This window comes from Streptomyces chartreusis, from assembly GCF_008704715.1.
GTDB classification, from domain to species: domain Bacteria; phylum Actinomycetota; class Actinomycetes; order Streptomycetales; family Streptomycetaceae; genus Streptomyces; species Streptomyces chartreusis.
The window spans coordinates 6239277-6258576 of the sequence record NZ_CP023689.1; the positions used below are offsets into that span (position 1 = coordinate 6239277).

16 protein-coding genes are annotated in these 19300 nt (G+C 71.3%); 9 read left to right on the top strand and 7 right to left on the bottom strand.

The annotated features are described in order from the left end of the window. Positions 1-17: 17 nt before the first annotated feature. Positions 18-1634 (bottom strand): carboxyl transferase domain-containing protein, encoded by a 1617-nt coding sequence (locus CP983_RS27455; RefSeq protein WP_150502429.1) that lies wholly within the window; start codon positions 1632-1634, stop codon positions 18-20. Between the two features lie 110 nt (positions 1635-1744). Between CP983_RS27455 and CP983_RS27460 the strand changes: the two genes are divergently transcribed. From CP983_RS27460 to CP983_RS27475, 4 genes are all read left to right on the top strand, one after another. Beyond that, a complete protein-coding gene (locus CP983_RS27460) occupies positions 1745-2341 on the top strand; it encodes an SACE_7040 family transcriptional regulator (RefSeq protein WP_030954494.1) in 597 nt (198 codons plus the stop codon). Positions 2342-2403: 62 nt separating this feature from the next. Further along, positions 2404-3105, top strand: a complete 702-nt coding sequence (locus tag CP983_RS27465; protein ID WP_125528434.1) for a DedA family protein — start codon at positions 2404-2406, stop codon at positions 3103-3105. Between the two features lie 153 nt (positions 3106-3258). After that, a complete protein-coding gene (locus tag CP983_RS27470; protein WP_107906225.1) occupies positions 3259-4416 on the top strand; it encodes an acyl-CoA dehydrogenase family protein in 1158 nt (385 codons plus the stop codon). Between the two features lie 35 nt (positions 4417-4451). Further along, positions 4452-5318 (top strand): acyl-CoA thioesterase, encoded by an 867-nt coding sequence (locus tag CP983_RS27475; RefSeq protein WP_125528433.1) that lies wholly within the window; start codon positions 4452-4454, stop codon positions 5316-5318. Positions 5319-5346: 28 nt separating this feature from the next. Here CP983_RS27475 and CP983_RS27480 read toward each other — a convergent pair whose 3' ends face one another. The 3 genes from CP983_RS27480 to CP983_RS27490 form a co-directional block, all read right to left on the bottom strand. Next, a complete protein-coding gene (locus tag CP983_RS27480) occupies positions 5347-6462 on the bottom strand; it encodes an acyltransferase family protein (RefSeq protein WP_229915020.1) in 1116 nt (371 codons plus the stop codon). Positions 6463-6671: 209 nt separating this feature from the next. Continuing rightward, complete coding sequence (locus CP983_RS27485) at positions 6672-7463, bottom strand: phosphatase (protein ID WP_125528432.1); 792 nt, start codon at positions 7461-7463, stop codon at positions 6672-6674. Positions 7464-7537: 74 nt separating this feature from the next. Next, positions 7538-9109: a helix-turn-helix domain-containing protein gene (locus tag CP983_RS27490; protein ID WP_150502433.1), complete on the bottom strand. Its 1572-nt coding sequence runs from the start codon at positions 9107-9109 to the stop codon at positions 7538-7540. 191 nt (positions 9110-9300) lie between these two features. Here CP983_RS27490 and CP983_RS27495 point away from each other — a divergent pair, with 191 nt between their 5' ends. From CP983_RS27495 to CP983_RS27505, 3 genes are read left to right on the top strand one after another with little or no spacing between them, the layout of a single operon-like run. After that, positions 9301-10761: a sodium:solute symporter family protein gene (locus CP983_RS27495; protein ID WP_125529451.1), complete on the top strand. Its 1461-nt coding sequence runs from the start codon at positions 9301-9303 to the stop codon at positions 10759-10761. Positions 10762-10818: 57 nt separating this feature from the next. After that, entirely contained in the window at positions 10819-11787 is a 969-nt protein-coding gene (gene speB, locus CP983_RS27500) for an agmatinase (protein ID WP_107905547.1), read from the top strand. Next, positions 11784-13472, top strand: coding sequence for a thiamine pyrophosphate-binding protein (locus CP983_RS27505; RefSeq protein ID WP_150502435.1), 1689 nt, complete (start codon positions 11784-11786; stop codon positions 13470-13472). The genes speB and CP983_RS27505 overlap by 4 nt, the downstream gene beginning before the upstream one ends. On the opposite strand, the gene CP983_RS27510 is transcribed toward CP983_RS27505, so the two are convergent. From CP983_RS27510 to CP983_RS27520, 3 genes are all read right to left on the bottom strand, one after another. Next, positions 13462-13713 carry a hypothetical protein gene (locus CP983_RS27510; RefSeq protein WP_107905545.1) on the bottom strand — a complete coding sequence of 84 codons (252 nt, stop codon included), beginning with the start codon at positions 13711-13713 and terminating at the stop codon, positions 13462-13464. The two genes, CP983_RS27505 and CP983_RS27510, sit on opposite strands and share 11 nt — an antisense overlap. 119 nt (positions 13714-13832) lie before the next feature. Then, entirely contained in the window at positions 13833-14642 is an 810-nt protein-coding gene (locus tag CP983_RS27515; RefSeq protein WP_150502437.1) for an endonuclease I family protein, read from the bottom strand. Positions 14643-14853: 211 nt separating this feature from the next. Further along, positions 14854-17088, bottom strand: a complete 2235-nt coding sequence (locus CP983_RS27520; protein WP_150502439.1) for an ArnT family glycosyltransferase — start codon at positions 17086-17088, stop codon at positions 14854-14856. A gap of 196 nt (positions 17089-17284) precedes the next feature. Between CP983_RS27520 and CP983_RS27525 the strand changes: the two genes are divergently transcribed. Together CP983_RS27525 and CP983_RS27530 are read left to right on the top strand one after the other, a co-directional pair. After that, entirely contained in the window at positions 17285-18154 is an 870-nt protein-coding gene (locus tag CP983_RS27525) for a serine hydrolase (protein WP_107905542.1), read from the top strand. Between the two features lie 76 nt (positions 18155-18230). Continuing rightward, on the top strand, positions 18231-19262 hold the full coding sequence (locus CP983_RS27530) for an esterase-like activity of phytase family protein (protein WP_150502441.1): 1032 nt from the start codon (positions 18231-18233) through the stop codon (positions 19260-19262). Positions 19263-19300: the final 38 nt, after the last annotated feature.

Genomic DNA, 19300 nt, shown 5'->3' on the forward strand with positions numbered 1-19300 from the left:
GCTCATCAAGGTCCCCCTCACATCCGGAAGACGCCGAACTGGGGGTCACCCAGGGGCGCGTTGCCGCAGGCGGTCAGTGCCAGGCCCAGCACCTGCCGGGTCTCCATCGGGTCGATGACGCCGTCGTCCCAGAGGCGGGCGGTGGCGTAGTAGGCGTTGCCCTGGCGTTCGTACTGCTCCCGGACGGGCGCCTTGAAGGACTCCTCGGCCTCCGCGGGCCAGTCCTCGCCGCGCGCCTCGATCTGGTCGCGCTTGACGGTCGCGAGGACCGAGGCGGCCTGTTCGCCGCCCATGACGGAGATCTTGGCGTTGGGCCACATCCACAGGAAGCGGGGCGAGTACGCCCGCCCGCACATGGAGTAGTTCCCCGCGCCGTACGAGCCGCCGACGACGACCGTCAGCTTCGGCACGCGCGTGCAGGCCACCGCCGTCACCATCTTGGCGCCGTGCTTGGCGATGCCGCCGGCCTCGTAGTCCTTGCCGACCATGAACCCGGAGATGTTCTGGAGGAAGACCAGCGGGATGCCGCGCTGGTCGCACAGCTCGATGAAGTGGGCGCCCTTCTGGGCGGACTCGGAGAACAGGATGCCGTTGTTGGCGACGATGCCGACCGGGTGGCCGTGGATCCGGGCGAAGCCGGTGACCAGGGTCTGCCCGAACTCGGACTTGAACTCCGAGAAGCGGGAGCCGTCGACCACGCGCGCGATGATCTCGCGCACGTCGTAGGGGGTGCGGGAGTCGACGGGGACGGCGCCGTAGAGGCCGTAGGGGTCGACCTTGGGTTCCGCGGCGGGCACCACCTCCCAGGGGAGGTTCCGGCGCGCGGGGAGGGTGGCGACGATGTTGCGCACGATCCGCAGCGCGTGCGCGTCGTCCTCCGCGAGGTGGTCGGTCACGCCGGACACCCGCGAGTGGACCTCGCCGCCGCCGAGCTCCTCCGCCGTGACGACCTCGCCGGTCGCGGCCTTCACCAGCGGGGGACCGCCGAGGAAGATCGTGCCCTGGCCCCGGACGATGACCGCCTCGTCGCTCATGGCGGGGACGTAGGCGCCGCCCGCGGTGCACGAGCCGAGCACGGCCGCGATCTGCGGGATGCCCGCGCCCGACATCCGGGCCTGGTTGTAGAAGATCCGCCCGAAGTGCTCCCGGTCCGGGAAGACCTCGTCCTGCATCGGCAGGAAGGCGCCGCCCGAGTCGACGAGGTACAGACACGGCAGCCGGTTCTCCAGGGCCACCTCCTGCGCGCGCAGGTGCTTCTTCACGGTCATCGGGTAGTAGGTGCCGCCCTTGACGGTGGCGTCATTGGCGACGATCACGCACTCGCGCCCGCTGACCCGCCCGATGCCGGCGATGACGCCGGCGGCCGGGGCCTGCCCGTCGTACATCCCGTCGGCGGCGAGGGGAGCGAGTTCAAGGAAGGGCGATCCGGGGTCGAGGAGGGTGTCCACCCGGTCCCGCGGCAGCAGCTTGCCGCGTGCGGTGTGCCGGGCGCGGGCCTTCTCGCCGCCGCCGAGCCGGGCCGCGGCGAGCTTGCCGCGCAGCTCCTCGCCGAGCGCCCGGTGGGCCTCCTCGTTGGACCGAAAGGCCTCCGACGCGGGATCTGCCGCGCTGTGGAGCTCCGGTGCCTCATGCATCCTGCGGTCCCCTCACCCAGTGATCGACTGTTCATGAGCGACTGGTTAATGAGCGTTAACCATTTCCTTCAGGTTAACGACCGCTAACCTCCCTGTCTAGAATTGCTCGCATGGCCACCAGAACCGACGCCCCCACCCGCCGCGAACAGATCCTCAAGGAGGCCGCGCGGCTCTTCGCCGAGCGCGGGTTCCATGGCGTCGGAGTCGACGAGATAGGCGCCGCCGTGGGCATCAGCGGCCCCGGTCTCTACCGGCACTTCGCCGGCAAGGACGCGATGCTCGCCGAGCTGCTGGTCGGCATCAGCGGTCAGCTGCTGACGGGCGCGAAGCGGCGCCTCGCGGAGGCCGACGGGGTGCCGGCCGAGGCGGTCCTCGACTCCCTCATCGAGGGCCACATCGACTTCGCCCTCGACGACCGCCCCCTGATCACCCTGCACGACCGAGAGCTGGACCGCCTGCGCGACAGCGACCGCAAGCTCGTGCGCCAGCTCCAGCGGCAGTACGTCGAGCTGTGGGTCGAGGTGGTCCGCGAGGTCTACCCGGGCCTGACCGAACCGACGGCCCGCTCCGCCGTGCACTCGGTCTTCGGCCTGCTCAACTCGACACCGCACCTGGGCCGGCCCGGGGCGCTCCCGGGCCGGGGCGTCACGGCGGTGCTGCTGCACCGGATGGCACGGGGGGCGTTCGGGGCGGCCGGGGCGGAGTGAGCCGGGAGGGCGTGCGCCCTTCCTCATGCCGCCTTTAGGTCAAGACTTCGTAAAGTGGCGGCATGATCTTTGCTGCTGAGGCCGAGGCGCCGGTCGGTGGAGTGGCCGGCTGGGCCGCCGACCTCATGGAGACGCTGGGCGGTCCGGGTGCCGGACTGGCCATCGCCCTGGAGAACCTCTTCCCGCCGCTGCCGAGCGAGGTGATCCTGCCGCTGGCGGGGTTCACCGCGAGCCAGGGCCGGATGGACGTGTTCGCCGCGATCGCTTGGACGACCGCGGGTTCGGTGGTGGGCGCGCTGGCGCTGTATCTGCTCGGCGCGCTCTTCGGGCGGGACCGGGTGATCGCGGCGGCGGCCCGGCTGCCGCTGGTGAAGGTCGCGGACGTGGAGCGGACCGAGGCGTGGTTCGTCCGGCACGGCACCAAGGCCGTCTTCTTCGGCCGCTTCGTGCCCATCTTCCGCAGCCTGATCTCGATACCGGCCGGCGTCGAACGCATGCGGCTGCCGGTCTTCCTCGCCCTCACCGCGGCCGGCAGCCTCATCTGGAACACCGCCTTCATCGCCGGCGGCTACGCCCTGGGCGCGCGCTGGCACGAGGTCACCGACGTGGTCGGCCTCTACTCCAAGGTGATCCTGGCGGCCGTGGCGGTCGCGGCCCTGGCCTTCGTGGCCGCACGGCTGCTGCGCGCGGGGCGCGGGACGCGGCGGCGGACGGCCGGGTCGGGTTCCGGGAGGCGAGCCCTGGAGCGTGACGAGCGTTACTGACCTTGACCTCTGGACGCCTGTGGATACTCGCCGGTACGGTGAGTGAGCAAGCGCTTAGCCATGGGATCGCGGCCATCAATCGAGCAACCCCTACGGCGAGCAACCAGGTACGCGAGAGCGGCGCCGGTCTAGGCGCAGAGAAGGGTGGCGGCGGTGCGCCGTACGGTGTTCAACGAGGATCACGAGGCGTTCCGGGAGACCATCCGCGCCTTCATCGAGGCCGAGGTCGTGCCGGTCTACGACGAGTGGTTCGCGGCGGGCCAAGCGCCCCGCGACTTCTACTACAAGCTCGCCGAGCTGGGCGTCTTCGGCATCCGCGTCGACGAGGAGTTCGGCGGCGCCGGCATCGACTCGTACAAGTTCGAGGCGGTGATGTACGAGGAGACCGCCCGCGCCGGTGTGCAGTTCGGCGGCTCCGGCGTGCACGTGCTGCTCGGCCTGCCGTACATCAAGATGCTCGCCAGCGACGAGCAGAAGAAGCGCTTCCTGCCGAAGTTCGTCTCCGGCGAGGAGATGTGGGCGCTCGCGATGACCGAGCCGGGCACCGGCTCCGACCTCGCCGGCATGAAGACCACCGCCAAGCTCTCCGAGGACGGCACGCACTACGTCCTCAACGGCTCCAAGACCTTCATCACCGGTGGCGTGCACGCCGACCGCGTGATCGTCTGCGCCCGCACCGACGCCCCCAGCGCCGAGGACCGCCGCCACGGCATCTCCCTGTTCGCCGTGGACACCAAGTCCGAGGGCTACTCCATCGGCCGCAAGCTGGACAAGCTGGGCCTGCGCACCTCCGACACCGCCGAGCTCGCCTTCGTCGACGTCAAGGTGCCCGTCGAGGACCTCCTCGGCGAGGAGAACAAGGGCTTCTACTACCTCGGCCACAACCTGGCCTCCGAGCGCTGGGGCATCGCCTTCGGGGCCTACGCCCAGGCCAAGGCCGCCGTGCGGTTCGCCCAGCAGTACGTCACCGAGCGCACCGTCTTCGGCAAGCCCGTCGCCGCCTTCCAGAACACCAAGTTCGAGCTGGCCGCCTGCCAGGCCGAGGTGGACGCGGCCGAGGCCGTCGCCGACCGCGCCCTGGAGGCACTGGACGCCGGCGAGCTGACCCCCGCCGAGGCCGCCTCCGCGAAGCTCTTCTGCACCGAGGTCGCCCACCGCGTGATCGACCGCTGCCTCCAGCTGCACGGCGGCTACGGCTTCATGAACGAGTACCCGATCGCTCGCCTGTACGCGGACAACCGCGTCAACCGCATCTACGGCGGCACCAGCGAGATCATGAAGTCGATCATCGCGAAGGACATGGGCCTGTAAGGCTCCTGACATCCCCTGCCAGTAGAAAAGGTGCCATGAACGAGGCACTTCAGGACCTCCTCGATCTGCTCGACCTGGAGCAGATCGAGGAGGACATCTTCCGCGGCCAGTCCCGCTCCGCCGTCGTCCCGCGCGTCTTCGGCGGTCAGGTCGCGGCCCAGGCGCTCGTCGCCGCCGGCCGCACGGTGCCCGCGGACCGGCCCGCCCACTCCCTGCACGCGTACTTCCTGCGCATGGGGGACCCGGGCGCGCCCATCGTCTACAACGTCGACCGGATGCGCGACGGCCGCTCCTTCACCACCCGCCGCGTGGTCGCCGTCCAGCACGGCAAGCCGATCTTCGCGCTGTCGGCGTCCTTCCAGACGTACGAGGAGGGCCTGGACCACCAGACCCCGATGCCCCCCTCGCCCGACCCGGAGTCGCTGCCCACCTCCGAGGAGCGCCTGCGCGGCTACGACCACCTCGATGCGGCGGTCGTCGAGCGGTTCCTGGAGGCACGCCAGGCGGTCGACCTGCGCTATGTCGAAGAGCCGCCGTACGGGAAGTTCGGCGAGCCGCGCGAGCCGCACTCCCAGGTCTGGTTCCGCACCAACGGCAAGCTCGCCGACGACCCGCTCCTGCACGTCGTGCTCGCCACGTACGTCTCCGACATGACCCTCCTCGACTCCGTCCTGCTCGCGCACGGCCGGGGCGGCTGGGCGGTCGGGGACGTGGTCGGAGCCTCGCTGGACCACGCGATGTGGTTCCACCGGCCCTTCCGGGCCGACGAGTGGCTGCTGTACGACCAGGAGTCGCCGTCGGCGTTCGGCGGGCGCGGGCTCGGCCAGGCGCGGATCTACACGCAGGACGGGCGGCTCGCGGTGTCCGTGATCCAGGAGGGCGTGGTCCGCGTCCCGCGCTGAGCGCCGGGGCCCGCCGGGCCCCGGCACCTCATGCCCGCGCCGCATTCCGCAGCCGGGCGAACGACGTGTCCAGGCCCCGCTTCAGCAGCAGGGCCGCCGGACGCTCCACGCACCGGTGCACCAGCCAGCTCAGCACCAGGAACACCGTGATCACCACGGCTACCAGCAGCCGAGGGTCCATCGTGTCCCGCAGCCGGTTGATCAGCACCGTGCCGGCGAGGTAGTGCGTCAGATACAGCGGATACGTCAGCGCCCCGGCGGTGACCAGCCACTTCCAGCGGATCCGGTCCGTGCGGCCGAGCGCGACGGCGACCATGAACAGCAGGAACGCCGTGTAGATCAGCGCGCTGCCGCGCCAGCCCGAGACATGCTCGACCGATTCGATCCGGCGCCCGAGCTCCACCTGCGCCATCAGCCACGACATGGTCAGCATGCCCCACAGCAGCAGGTCCTGGCCGAAGCGGTACATCAGGTAGAGCACCAGACCGGCGATGAAGAACCAGGCCGCGACCGGGTTCACGATCAGGATCATCAGGCGCAGCTCGGAGATCGGCGCGAGCATCGCGGCGGTGCCCCAGACGCAGCAGAACACCACGACCCTGCGGTAGGTGAGCCCCATGGCGACGACCACGAGGAAGAGCAGGTAGAACCGCAGCTCCGTCCAAAGGGTCCAGTAGACGCCGTCGACGTGCGGCGAGGCCGAACCGGACTGGAGCATCGTGAGGTTGAGCAGGACGTCCCGCATCCGCAGGCGCTCCCACACCCCCGGCAGGGCCACGACGACGGCCGTGGTGAAGACGACGGCGAACCAGTACGCCGGATAGAGCCGGATGACGCGGGAGACGAAGAACTGCCGCGGGGTGCGGCCCCAGCACGACATGCAGATCACGAAGCCGCTGATGACGAAGAAGATCTCGACGCCGATCCAGCCGTAGGCGGAGAAGCGGAACACCGTGGGCATGATCTCGGACACCGGACGGTCCCAGACGGGGTTGCCGGGCCGGTCGAGCCGGTCGGTGCCCGTGTAGTGGTGCACCGCCACCAGCAGCGCGGCGAGCAGCCGGACGCCGTCGACGACATACAGCCGGCGGCCCTCCCGGGCGGGCGCCGTCTCGGCCGGCGGGGGGAGCGGCTGCGAGGGCACGCGTATCGCGCCCGACGCCCGCAACAGAGTCGTAGGTCCAGTATCAAATCCGCGCATCAGCAACATCCGTTCCCCTGAGAAACTCCGTCACTTCTGTTTCCGGTTGAACAGACAGAGACGTGTCTCAGGGGGATGTGTGCAGGGACGCGACCTCCACGAAGAAATCCGGCAGCGTTCGCCGAGATTTCAACGTGGGCCGGTACAATCCCCTACTCGACCAGGCCGGCCTCGCGCAGCAGATAGGTGGTCATCGGGTCGTAGTGGCGCGGGCTGACGACGTGGTCGTCCAGCGGCACCACGACCTGCACCGTGCCCTCCGACTCCGCGAGGAACAGCGCCGGGTCGTTGCAGTCCGCGTAGCCGACGGAGTCGACGCCGTGCTGGCCGGCGTAGCCCGCCCAGCCGTGGTCGGCCACGACGAGGTCCGGCAGCGGGCGTCCCTCGCGCTCCAGTCCGGTGAGGATGGCCTTCATCGGTGCCCCGGAATGGGTGTGCCAGAGGGTGGCGCCGTGTTCGAGGACCGCGACGTCCGCGAACTGCATGACGTAGCCCTCGTCGGTCTGCAGGCCCTCGGGGATGACGACGATCTCGCAGCCGGCACCGCGCAGCGCGTCGGCCGTCGCGCGGTGGACGTCCAGCAGGCCGCCCGGGTGGCCGGTCGCGAACAGGACGCGCTGGCCGCCGTCCGCGGCCTTGCGCAGCCGGGCCGCCATGCGCTCCAGCGCGGCCACGGTCAGCTCGGGGTCGATGGTGTCCTGGCCGTGCCGGTGCTCGGCGTCGTCGTTCACGCCGACGCGCTCCGCCATCACCGCGAGCACGTCCTGCTCGTCCGTCCAGCGTTCACCGAGCTCCAGGCCGAGCCAGTAGTGGCGGTCGCCGTTCGCCAGCTTGCGGTAGTGGGAGAGGTTGTTCTCGCGGGGAGTGGCGACGTCGCCCGCGATACGGGTTCTGACGAGGTGGTCGACGAGCTCGGCGCGGCTGGGTGTCCCGGGTATCGGCATGGTTCCCATTGTGAGGCAGACAACTACGGGAACGGCCGCGTCCGGGGTGCGTGCGACGCGGGTCACTGTGTGGATCACCGCTCGCCGTGCCGCAGGGCGAACCACAGCTCCATTCGTACGTCCGGGTCGTCCAGGTCCGTGCCGAGCAGTGCCGCGCAGCGGGCGATGCGCTGGCGGACGGTGTTGCGGTGCACGGCGAGGGCCACGGCCGTGCGGTCCCAGCTGCCGTGCAGCGAGAGCCAGGTGCGCAGCGTCTCGGCGAGGGGCGGGGTGAGGGGCGCGAGCAGTGCGCGGGCGTGGGCCTCGGCCTCGCCGGGGGAGAGCAGGTCGGTGAGGGCGGGGCGGTGGGTGCCGTGCCGGTGCAGGGCCGCCCGGGTGGCCCGCGCGCGGGACAGGGCGCGGGCCGCCTGGGTGTCGGCGGCCGGCCAGTCCCGCGCGGTCGCGGGGGCGCTGACGCCCAGGGTCCAGCCGGGCTGCGGGGCGGGTTCGCGGTCGGCCGGGACGAGGACGCGTACGACGTCCCGGGCCAGGTCGACCAGCGGGGAGCCGAGGGCGGCGCCCAGTGCGGCGGCCGCCACGGGGTCGCAGGGCTGGGCGTCGGGGCTGCCGTGCACCACGAGCCAGCCGCCGCTGCCCAGCAGCGGGGCCACCGCCTCCGGCTCGGCGCCCAGCAGCAGCCGCACGAGCGCGGAGGAGCGGGCCGCGCCGGAGCCGCTCTGGTGCTCGCCGGTGAGGAGGGAGAGCAGCACCGCCGCCACGGAGGCGATGGTGTGGTCGCCGGTGTCCCGGTGCGGGGCGGCGACCCCGAGGACGAAGCCCTGGCCCGCGCCGAGGGCGTAGGCGGCGAGGTGGGTGCCGGCGGCGGTGTCGGTGGCGGAGGTGGGTGTCCCGGGGCCGGAGGGGCGTACTACGGCCGCGAGCTCGGCCAGCGCCCCGCGCACCACGTCCCCCGGCTCGCGCCCGGCAGCCGCGATTTCGGCCGCCCGCCCGGCAGCCGTGGCTTCGGCCGCCCGCCCGGCGGACGCGGCTTCCGGCCCCTGCCCGTCCGGCGCGCGTCCCGCCGAGGCGCTCTCCGCCCCCTCCGGCCCGTACAGCACAGCCCAACCCCCTATCCGCTGGGCCAGTTGCCGCAGCACGGCACGCACCGGGTCCGGGCGGGAGGCCGCGGCCGCCAGGCTCTGCTGGGCCTCCGTCACCCGGCGCAGTTCGGCGTGCCGGGCCTGGGCCATGAGCTGCCAGACCGCGCGGGCCACGCCGGAGAAGGTGGTCTGCGGCGGGACCTCCAGGAGGGGCAGTCCGTAGGTGTCGCAGGCTTCCACCAGGGCGCGCGGCACCGTGTCGTGCACCGGGGCGAGGCCGAAGCCGAGGGCGGCGCCGCCCGCCGCGACGATCCGCGAGACGTAGTCGTCGAAGTAATCCCCCAAGCTCCCCGACCGCGCAGCCTCCGGGATGTGCACCCCGGCCGACAGCAGCAGCTCGCCGCCCAGCAGATAGGGGTACGGATCGGCCATCTCGGAAGTGTGCGCCCAGTGGATCACCGTGTTCGTGTCCTGCGGGCCGGCGATCTGGCGCAGGCCCAGATCCTCACGGGCGAGGAGCGCCGACAGCGCTACGGGTGGGGTGGGCGGGACAGCGGGATCCGGCATGGGACGTTTCCTACACTCGCGCAGTCTCGGATGGATGAAACGTACACTTCGCAGTCACTTTCCGGCCACCTACTGTCGTTCCAGTCCGGCAGCCGCGGGTACGGGCGGATGTCCCCGCGAGCCGCTGCCGACCGTCCCCACCCCCCATACGCACGACACGCCACCGGAATGTTCGTGAAGGAGGCCCCACCATGGCCGTCGACTACACCGTCATCGTCGTCTATCTGGCCGGCATGCTGGCCATGGGCTGGTGGGGCATGCGCCGCGCCAAGTCCAAGAGCGAGTTCCTGGTCGCCGGCCGCCGGCTCGGCCCGACGATGTACTCCGGCACCATGGCGGCGATCGTCCTCGGCGGCGCGTCCACCATCGGCGGCGTGGGCCTCGGCTACCAGTACGGGCTCTCCGGCGCCTGGATGGTGTTCACCATCGGCCTCGGCCTGCTCGCGCTGAGCGTCTTCTTCTCCGCCCGCATAGCCCGGCTGAAGGTCTACACCGTCTCCGAGATGCTCGACCTGCGCTACGGCGGCCGGGCCGGCGTCATCTCCGGCCTCGTCATGTGGGCGTACACCCTCATGCTCGCCGTCACGTCGACCATCGCGTACGCCACGATCTTCGACGTCCTCTTCGACATGAACCGCACCGTCGCGATCATCCTCGGCGGCTCCATCGTCGTCGCCTACTCCACGCTCGGCGGCATGTGGTCGATCACCCTCACCGACATGGTGCAGTTCGTCGTCAAGACGATCGGCGTGCTCCTGCTGCTCCTGCCCATCGCCGTCGTCAAGGCCGGCGGGTTCAGCGAGATGAAGGCGAAGCTGCCGACCGAGTACTTCGACCCGCTGGGCATCGGCGGCGAGACGATCTTCACCTACGTCCTGATCTACACCTTCGGCATGCTGATCGGGCAGGACATCTGGCAGCGGGTGTTCACGGCCCGCAGCGACAAGACGGCGAAGTGGGGCGGCACCGTCGCCGGCACCTACTGCCTCGCCTACGCCCTCGCCGGCGCCGTCATCGGCACCGCGGCCAAGGTGCTCTACCCCAAGCTCGGCAGCCCGGACGACGCCTTCGCGACCATCGTCAAGGACGAACTGCCCATGGGCGTGCGGGGCCTGGTGCTCGCCGCCGCCCTCGCCGCGGTGATGTCCACCTCCTCCGGCGCGCTGATCGCCTGCGCGACCGTCGCCAACAACGACATCTGGTCCCGGCTGCGCGGCGTGGTCCGCCCGGACGGGGAGGCGCACGACGAGGTCAAGGGCAACCGCGTGTTCATCCTCATCATGGGCCTCGCCGTGATCGGTACGGCCATCGCGCTGAACAACGTCGTCGAGGCGCTGACCGTCGCCTACAACCTGCTGGTCGGCGGACTGCTCGTGCCGATCCTCGGCGGGCTGCTGTGGCGGCGCGGCACCGCGCAGGGCGCGCTCGCCTCGGTCGTGGTCGGCGGCGTCGCGGTGATCACCCTGATGGCGACCCACGGCATCCTGGCCAACGAGCCCGTGTACTACGGCCTGCTGGCCTCCCTCGCCGCGTACCTCGTCGTCTCCCTGATGACGAAGCCGACCGACGCGGCCGTACTCGCCGCCTGGCGTGAGCGCCTGGCCGGGCGGGACCCCGAACTCGTGTCCGAACCGGTACCGGCTCACCAGTAGAGTCGTAGGTAGATATCCCGCATACGCGATGAAGCGTAGGAAAGAAGGCATTTCCACATGAGCAGCTACGAGACGCCCCGCGGCCCCGTCGACTCCTCCCGCATCCCGCGGTACGCCGGACCCGCGACCTTCGCCCGGCTCCCGCGCCTCGACGAGGTCGGCCGCGCCGACGTCGCCGTGGTCGGCGTGCCGTTCGACTCGGGCGTCTCGTACCGGCCGGGCGCCCGCTTCGGCGGCAACGCCATCCGCGAGGCGTCCCGGCTGCTGCGCCCGTACAACCCGGCGCAGGACGCGTCCCCGTTCGCGCTCGCCCAGGTCGCGGACGCCGGTGACATCGCCGCGAACCCGTTCAACATCAACGAGGCCGTCGAGACGATCGAGGCCGCCGCCGACGACCTCCTCGGCACCGGCGCCCGCATGATGACGCTCGGCGGCGACCACACCATCGCGCTGCCGCTGCTGCGCTCGGTCGCCAAGAAGCACGGCCCGGTCGCGCTGCTGCACTTCGACGCCCACCTCGACACCTGGGACACGTACTTCGGCGCCGAGTACACCCACGGCACGCCGTTCCGGCGCGCGGTGGAGGAGGGCATCCTCGACACCGAGGCGCTCTCCCACGTCGGCACCCGCGGCCCGCTGTACGGCAAGCAGGACCTCACCGACGACGAGAAGATGGGCTTCGGCATCGTCACCTCGGCGGACATCTACCGCCGCGGCGCCGACGAGGTCGCCGACCAGTTGCGCCAGCGCATCGGCGACCGTCCGCTGTACATCTCCATCGACATCGACTGCCTCGACCCGGCCCACGCGCCCGGCACCGGCACCCCCGAGGCCGGCGGCATGACCTCCCGCGAACTGCTGGAGATCCTGCGGGGCCTGGCATCCTGCAACCTGGTGTCGGCGGACGTCGTCGAGGTGGCCCCGGCGTACGACCACGCCGAGATCACGTCGGTGGCGGCCTCGCACACCGCGTACGAACTGACCACGATCATGTCCCGCCAGATTGCAGAGGCCCGCGCGAAGTGACTCACGACCACGACCTGGTACTCCGCCCCACCGCCGCCCAGACGGAGGCAGCGCTGAACCCTCCACCCGGCCGCAACGGCGGGGACCTGGTCGTGGAGACGCTGGCGGCGCTCGGCACGACGACGGTCTTCGGCCTCCCCGGCCAGCACGCCCTCGGCATGTTCGACGCCCTGCGCCGCAGCGATCTGCGCTACATCGGTCTGCGCGTGGAGAACAACGCCGGGTTCGCGGCGGACGCGTACGGCCGGCTGACCGGCGAGGCGGCCCCGCTGCTGCTGTCGACCGGCCCTGGCGCGCTCACCTCGCTGGCCGCGCTCCAGGAGGCGGCCGCGGCCTCCGCGCCGGTGCTGGCGATCAGCAGCCAGATCCCCACGGCGGGCCTGGGCGGCGGCCGGCACGGCTATCTGCACGAACTCCCCGACCAGGCGGCCTCGTTCCGTGGCGTGGTGAAGTCGGTGCACACCGTCCGCACCCAGTCCCAGATCCCGTCCGCGATCGAGGCGGCCTGGAAGTCGGCGCTGACGGCCCCGCACGGCCCGGTGTGGGTGGAGATCCCGCAGGACGTGCTGCTGGCCGAGACGTCGATCCCGGTGGTGACGGGCGGCGACGCGTTCCCGGAGGAGCTGCCGCCGCGCCCCGAACTGACCGCGGTGGCCGCCGACCTGCTGTCGAACGCGGCCCGCCCGGCGATCATCGCGGGCGGGGGAGTGGTACGGGCCGACGCGAGCGGCAAGCTGCGGCAGCTCGCGGAGCTGATCCAGGCGCCGGTGGTGACCACCCCCGGCGGCAAGGGGGCGTTCCCCTGGAACCACCCGCTCTCGCTCCAGTCGTGGATCGAGGACCGGCACACCACGGACTTCCTGGAGGACGCCGACGTCCTCCTCGTCGTCGGCTCGGGGCTCGGTGAACTCTCCTCGAACTACCACACGTTCAAGCCGCGCGGCCGGGTCGTGCAGATCGAGGCCGACCTCGGCAAGCTGGAGTCCAACCACCCGGCCCTCGGTATCCACGCGGACGCCCGCCTCGCGTTGCAGGCCCTGCTGGAGACGGTGTCCGAGCGCACGGATCCCACGGCGCCCGAGCGGGTGGCGACGGTCCTGGCCAAGGTCGCCGAGCGCATCGACGCCCAGGAACTCACCCTGGAGCGGCAGGTGCTGGCGTCCGTGCGCCGCGCCCTGCCCGCCGACTCCCCGTCCTTCTGGGACATGACGATCCTGGCCTACTGGGCCTGGTCGGCCTTCGACGCCAAGGGCCCCAACCACCTGCACTCCGCCCAGGGCGCCGGCGGCCTCGGCTACGGCTTCCCGGCGGCGCTCGGCGGTGCGGTGGCCGATCCGACCCGCCCGGTCCTCGCGGTGTCCGGCGACGGAGGCGCGCTGTACTCGATCGCCGAGCTCGCGACGGCCCGCCAGTACGACCTGAACGTCACCTGGCTCATCGTCGACGACGGCGGCTACGGCATCCTGCGCGAGTACATGAACGACGCCTTCGGCGAGGCGACGGCCACCGAACTGACCCGGCCGGACTATGTCGCCCTGGCCGAGTCCTTCGGCGTCCCCGGGGTCCGCACGACCCCGGAGACCCTGGAGGCCGACCTGACCAAGGCCCTGTCCGAGCCCGGCCCTTCGGTGGTCGTACTCCCGGCGGTGCTGCGGATGTTCGAGCCGACTCACCTCACGGCGTGAGGGCAGGCGCGGCGGCCCGGTCGTGCATCTCGTCGTGGTCGCGGTTGTGGCAGGCGTCGTCCACGGCGGGGCCCGTCAGCGGCAGGGCCCATGGGACGAGCGCGAGTGTCTCCTTGCAGAGGCCGAAACCGGAGTAGCCGGCGATGCTGATGCGGCCCCGGTCGCCGTCGTCGGCGTGGGCCGGGGCGGCGAGTACGAGGGCTGCCATGGTGAGCGCGGCGAGCGCGCTGATCTTCTTCATGGCCGGGTCAACGGCACCGGATCGGCGCAGGTAACTCGGCTGCACAGGTGGTGAATGAACGCGCCGGGGCCGAATGAGGCCCCTGGCGCGTCCACGGGGACCGAGCGGGGCCCGGTCGGCTACCAGATCGCCTCGACCCACTCCGGGTGGTCGATGAACGGGTTGCGGTTGTGCTGGTAGGTGTCGTAGATGGCCTGGTTGCGCTTCTCCTCGAAGGCGCTCGGCGGGTCCTGCTCGTTCCACGCCTTGAGGACGGAGAGTTTGCCCATGTACGGGTTGCTGCCGTTGCCGACCTTCTCGTTGGGCTCCAGGTCGGCGAAGCCGTCGCCGCCGTCGTAGCGCACGGCCATGTAGAGGATCATGCGGGCCACGTCGCCCTTGTCGGCGGCGCGCGGCTCGAAGGAGTCGGAGTCGACCTTGCTGCCGCCGCCGTTCGTGACGGTGCTGCCGCCGTTGTCGAAGTCCAGGTTCCCGCGGATGCTGTTGACCTGGACGTCGGCCGGGCGCAGGTGGTGCAGGTCGGTGCCGGGGCCGGTCGCCTCGCCGAAGTCGCCGTGCGACTTGGCCCAGGTGTGCTCGCGGTTCCAGTCGCCGACGTCACCGCCGTTGAGGGACTTGCTGCGGGAGACGCCGCTGTACAGCAGGATCACGTTGTTGCTGTTGTTCGGGTCCTGGTCGGTGACCTTCAGCGCGTTCCAGACCGCGGAGTACGAGATCTTGGTCTGGCTGCTGATGATCGTGTGCAGGGACGACTTCAGGCTCGCGCCGGTCTTGCCGATCGCGTTCTTGTAGTACGTCGAGTCGTAGTCGGTCGTCGTGGCGGCGGCCGAAGTCGCCGTCAGGGTGGGGGTGGTGAGGCCGACCAGGACGGCGGCCGTCGTCAGCGCAACTGACTTCCAGCGCCGGTGGCGTATGTGTGTCGCCAGCATGTGGGGTTCCCATCTGCGCGGGGATCTACGCGGGTTGAGCGAAGGCGGCAAACGGGAGAGTGGCATGAACATGTAGTGCTGTCGAGGGCTTGCACGTGTCCATTGGGTGACGGGGAACGGCAAAACGGGGCAGCGCTACGCGAGTTGACACACCCGAATCGGCCCCCGGCGGTGAGCCGGGGGCCGTGGTGCGGTGCGGTGCCGGGTGTCGCTAGCCGACGTCCGACGGGTCGAGGCGGTAGACGGTGGACTGGTTGCTCTCGGAGGAGGACGAAGAGGATGGAGAGGACGATGAGGACTGGGCGGTGGCGCCGTACTCGCTCTCCTTCACCGCCGTCCCGTTCTTCTGCACCCACTCCGTCACCTCGGTGCTGACGTCGCCGCCACCGCCGGGGCCGCCTCCCATGCCGGCGCCCCCGACCTGGACGTAGTGCAGCTCGCCCTTCTTCACCAGCTCCTTGAGCCTGGCCAGGGTCATCGCGTTGTCGCTGCCCGACCAGCCCCACATGGAGATCACGGGCTCACCGCTGCTCAGGATCAGCTGTGCGGCGCTCTGCGAACTCGACACCGCGAGGAGCCACTCGGCGCCGTCCTGGTGCTTCTTGAGGTAGGCGATCAGCTCGCTGCTCGCGCCGCCGCCCATGCCGCCGCCACCGAAGCCGCCGCCCGCGCCGCCGGGCCGGGTGCCGCTGCCGGTGTCCGCTCCGCCCGGGGCGGTACCGCCGGTGCCGCTGCCGTTCGGCGGGGCGCCGCCCATCTCGCCGGCACCGTCGGGAGTCTGACCGTTCCCGCCGCCCGGCATCTGGCCGCCCTGCTGTGTGCCGCCCGGCAACTGCCCGCCGCCGAAGTCGCCCCGGCCGCCACCGCCACCGGGAGCGCCACCGCCACCCGGAGCGCCGCCACCACCGGGACCGCCGCCGAAGCCGCTCCCCGTCGAAGGGCCGGCCGTCGGGTTCGTGCCGCCCATGCCGCCGCCCGAGCCGGACGGCACCGACCAGGCGTACGCCGCCGGGCCCGCCACCGCAGCGACGACAGCCGCCGTCACGGATGCCGCGAGCAGCCGTACCCGTAGGCCCGTCGCGGACCGGAAGACGAGCAGACCCACGATCGCCAGCGCCATGATGACGGCGACGGCGGGCCACAGCCAGGTGTTCCAGCCGGAGGCCCGGCGCAGCAGCACGACCGCCCAGCCGGCCGTGACCGCCAGACCCGCCGGCAGCACCCACGCCCACCGCCTGTCGGTGCGGAACGCCCGCAGCAGCATCACGCCGCCGCCACCGCACAGCGCCGCGATGCCCGGGGCGAGCGCGGTCGTGTAGTAGGGGTGCATCGTGCCCTCGGCCATGGCGAAGGTCAGGTAGTGCAGGGCCGTCCAGCCGCCCCACAGCAGCAGCGCGGCGCGGGTCGGGTCGGTGCGCGGGGCGCGGCCGCGCAGAAGGAGGCCGCCGGCGCAGGCGATCGCGGCGAAGGGGAGCAGCCAGGAGATCTGGCCGCCGAGGATGTCGTTGAAGAGGCGGCCGATGCCGGCCGTACCGGAGAAGCCGCCGCCTCCGCCTCCGCCACCGCCGCCCCCGCCGTTGCCCTCGCCGCCGAGGATCCGGCCGAGGCCGTTGTAGCCCATGATCAGGTCCCAGGCCGTGCCGTCCGTCGAACCGCCGATGTAGGGGCGGTCGTCGGCGGGCACCAGCGAGACCGCCGCCGCCCACCAGAAGCCGGCGACGGCCAGGGCGACGCCCGCGATCAGCAGGTTGAAGATCCGCTTCACCAGCCCCGGCTTCGCGGCGTACAGGTAGACCGCGAAGACGGCGGGCAGCGCGATGTAGCCCTGGAGCATCTTCGTGTTGAAGGCGAGGCCGAAGCAGACCGCGGAGCCGACCAGGGGCAGCAGCCTGCCGTTGCGCACGGCGCGCAGGGCGAGGGCGGCGCCGCCGGCCATCAGGAAGACCAGCAGGGTGTCGGGGTTGTTGTCGCGGTTGATGGCGACCGTGATCGGCGTCAGGGCCAGGACCAGCGCGGCCACCGTCGCCGCGCCGTGCCCCCACACCCGCTTCACCGAGGCGTGCACGATCCAGATCGTCGCCAGCGCGAGCAGGATCATCGGGAGCATCATCTGCCAGGTGCCGTAGCCGAACACACGGCAGGACAGCCCCATCACCATCAGGGCGAACGGCGGCTTGTCGACGGTGAGGAAGTTGCCCGCGTCCAGCGAGCCGAAGAACCACGCCTTCCAGCTCTGTGTGCCGCTCAGGACGGCCGCGCTGTAGAAGCTGTTGAGGCCGGAGCCCGACAGGTTCCAGGAGTACAGCACCGCCGCCAGGATCAGGATCGCGATCAGGGCGGGCAGCGACCAGCGCGGTGCCCGGTCCGGGGGCGCCCGGTGCGGGGCCGGCGGGGGCGCGTCGGCGGTCACGGTCGGGTGGGGGAGGGGATCGGTGGCTGATGTCACCAGCGCATCGTGTGTGGCGGGGGTGGGTGCGGGCTGTGCCGTACCTGGTGCCCGGCTGTGAAATCACCTCGGCGGGAGCGGGGGTACGCGCCGCCGCCGATCCCCGGAGCCGCACGGATCCCGTGGCAATATCCTGACGGTGTATCAGGTGCCGTTCGCGTACAACCATTCCCCGGGTCTCACGAGTCTTGAGGGCATGACTCACGGGAGAGAGAAGTCAAGGGGCGTTTCCAGACGTGTGCGAGCAGTCGTCGCGGCGGGCGTGGGTGCCGGTGTGTTCATACCGGTCATCGCCGCGGGCCCCGCAGCCGCCGCGGCACCCACCGTCAGCTGTACGTCCGCCAAGGCGGGCCTCGCCGACAAGCTGAAGAAGGACATCACGGCGGCCCTCGCGGGCCGCAAGGGCACGATCGCCGTGGGTCTGTACGACCGTTCGACGAACACCAACTGCAGCCTGCGGGCCTCCAGCGCCTACGACTCGGCCAGCGTCGTCAAGGTCACCGTGCTGGCCACGCTGCTGTGGGACGCGAAGAAGCACAACCGCTACCTCACGGACCGCGAGGCAAAGCTCAGCAAGGACATGATCACCAAGTCGGACAACGCCGCGACCAGCACGCTCTGGAAGCAGCTCGGCCTGACGAAGGTCAAGGGCTTCCTGGCGGCGGCCGGCATGACCCAGACCAAGCCCGGCGCGGACGGCTACTGGGGTCTGACGCAGATCACCGTCACCGACGAGCAGAAGCTGCTGAAGCTCATCACCGCCAAGAACACGGTGCTCAGCGACAACGCCCGCGCCTACATCCTGAAGCTGATGGGCCAGGTCGTCTCCTCGCAGCGCTGGGGCACCCCGTACGGCGTGCCGTCCGGTGTCTCCGTGGCCGTGAAGAACGGCTGGCTGTCCCGCTCGACGCACGGCTGGCGGGTGCACAGCGTCGGCGCGTTCAAGGGCGGCGGCCACGACTACATGATCACGGTGCTGACCCACGACAACAGCACCATGAACTACGGCATCGCGACGATCCAGGGCGTGGCCAAGGCCATCCACAAGGACCTCGCCGCGAGCTGACGGCCCCAGGGAGCCGGATACGACGCTTCATGAGCCGGTCTCCCCTGCGTCACCGACCCGCCCTACGGTGACCTCCATGCGCCTGAGAACCGTACTCGCGACCGTCACAGCGGGCCTGGCGGCGGCCACTTGTCTGACCGCCGCCGGCCCGGCGAACGCCCGCCCCGACTCCTCGGCCGGCCACGCCTGTTCGCCCGCCGTCTCCATCGACCGCTTCTCCGACGCGCTCGACAAGACGGCCTACGAGGGCACCTTCGTCGGCAACTTCTCCGCGCTCGCCGTGGACCGGGACGGCTCGCTCGCCGCCGTCTCCGACCGCTCCGCCCTCTTCGGCCTGGACGCCAGGACCCTCGCGCCGGAGAGCGTCGTCCCGCTCGCCGACGAGAGCGGCGCCGCCCTCGACTCCGAGGGCCTCGTCGTGGACCGGGACGGCACCCGGCTCGTCGCCGGCGAGACAGAGCCGTCCGTGCGCCGCTACTCCCGCGACGGCAGGATCCTCGACCGGCTCCCCGTCCCGGACGCGCTGCGGGTCGCCCCGGCCGGCCGCGCCGTCTCCAACGGCACCTTCGAGGGCCTGACCCTGCTCCCCGGCGGCCGCACCCTGCTCGCCTCGATGGAGTACGCGCTCGCCGGCGACAGCGCGGGCATCGTCCGCCTCCAGACCTGGAACCGGACCAAGGGCGACCGCTTCGAGGTCGGCCGGCAGTACGCCTACCGCACCGACACCGGACTCGGCGTCCCCGAGGTCCAGGCCACCCCCGACGGCCGCCTCCTCGTCCTGGAGCGCGGCTTCACCGCCGGCGTCGGCAACACCGTCCGCCTCTACCTCGCCGACCCGCGTCGCGCGACGGACACGAGCGGTGTCGAGAACCTCACCGGCCAGGACGGCGTACGCCTGATCAGGAAGACCCTCCTCGCCGACATCGTGAACTGCCCGTCACTGGGAGCGACCGCCAAGCAGCCCCAGCCGAACCCGCTCCTCGACAACATCGAGGGCATGGCGATCACGGGGTACTCGAAGGGCCGCCTGAAGGTACTGCTGGTCAGCGACGACAACCAGAACGCCGCTCAGACGACCCGCTTCTACCGGCTGCGCGTACGGATCTGAGCACGGCACCCGCCGTGTTTGTTGCGGCGGGATGAAAT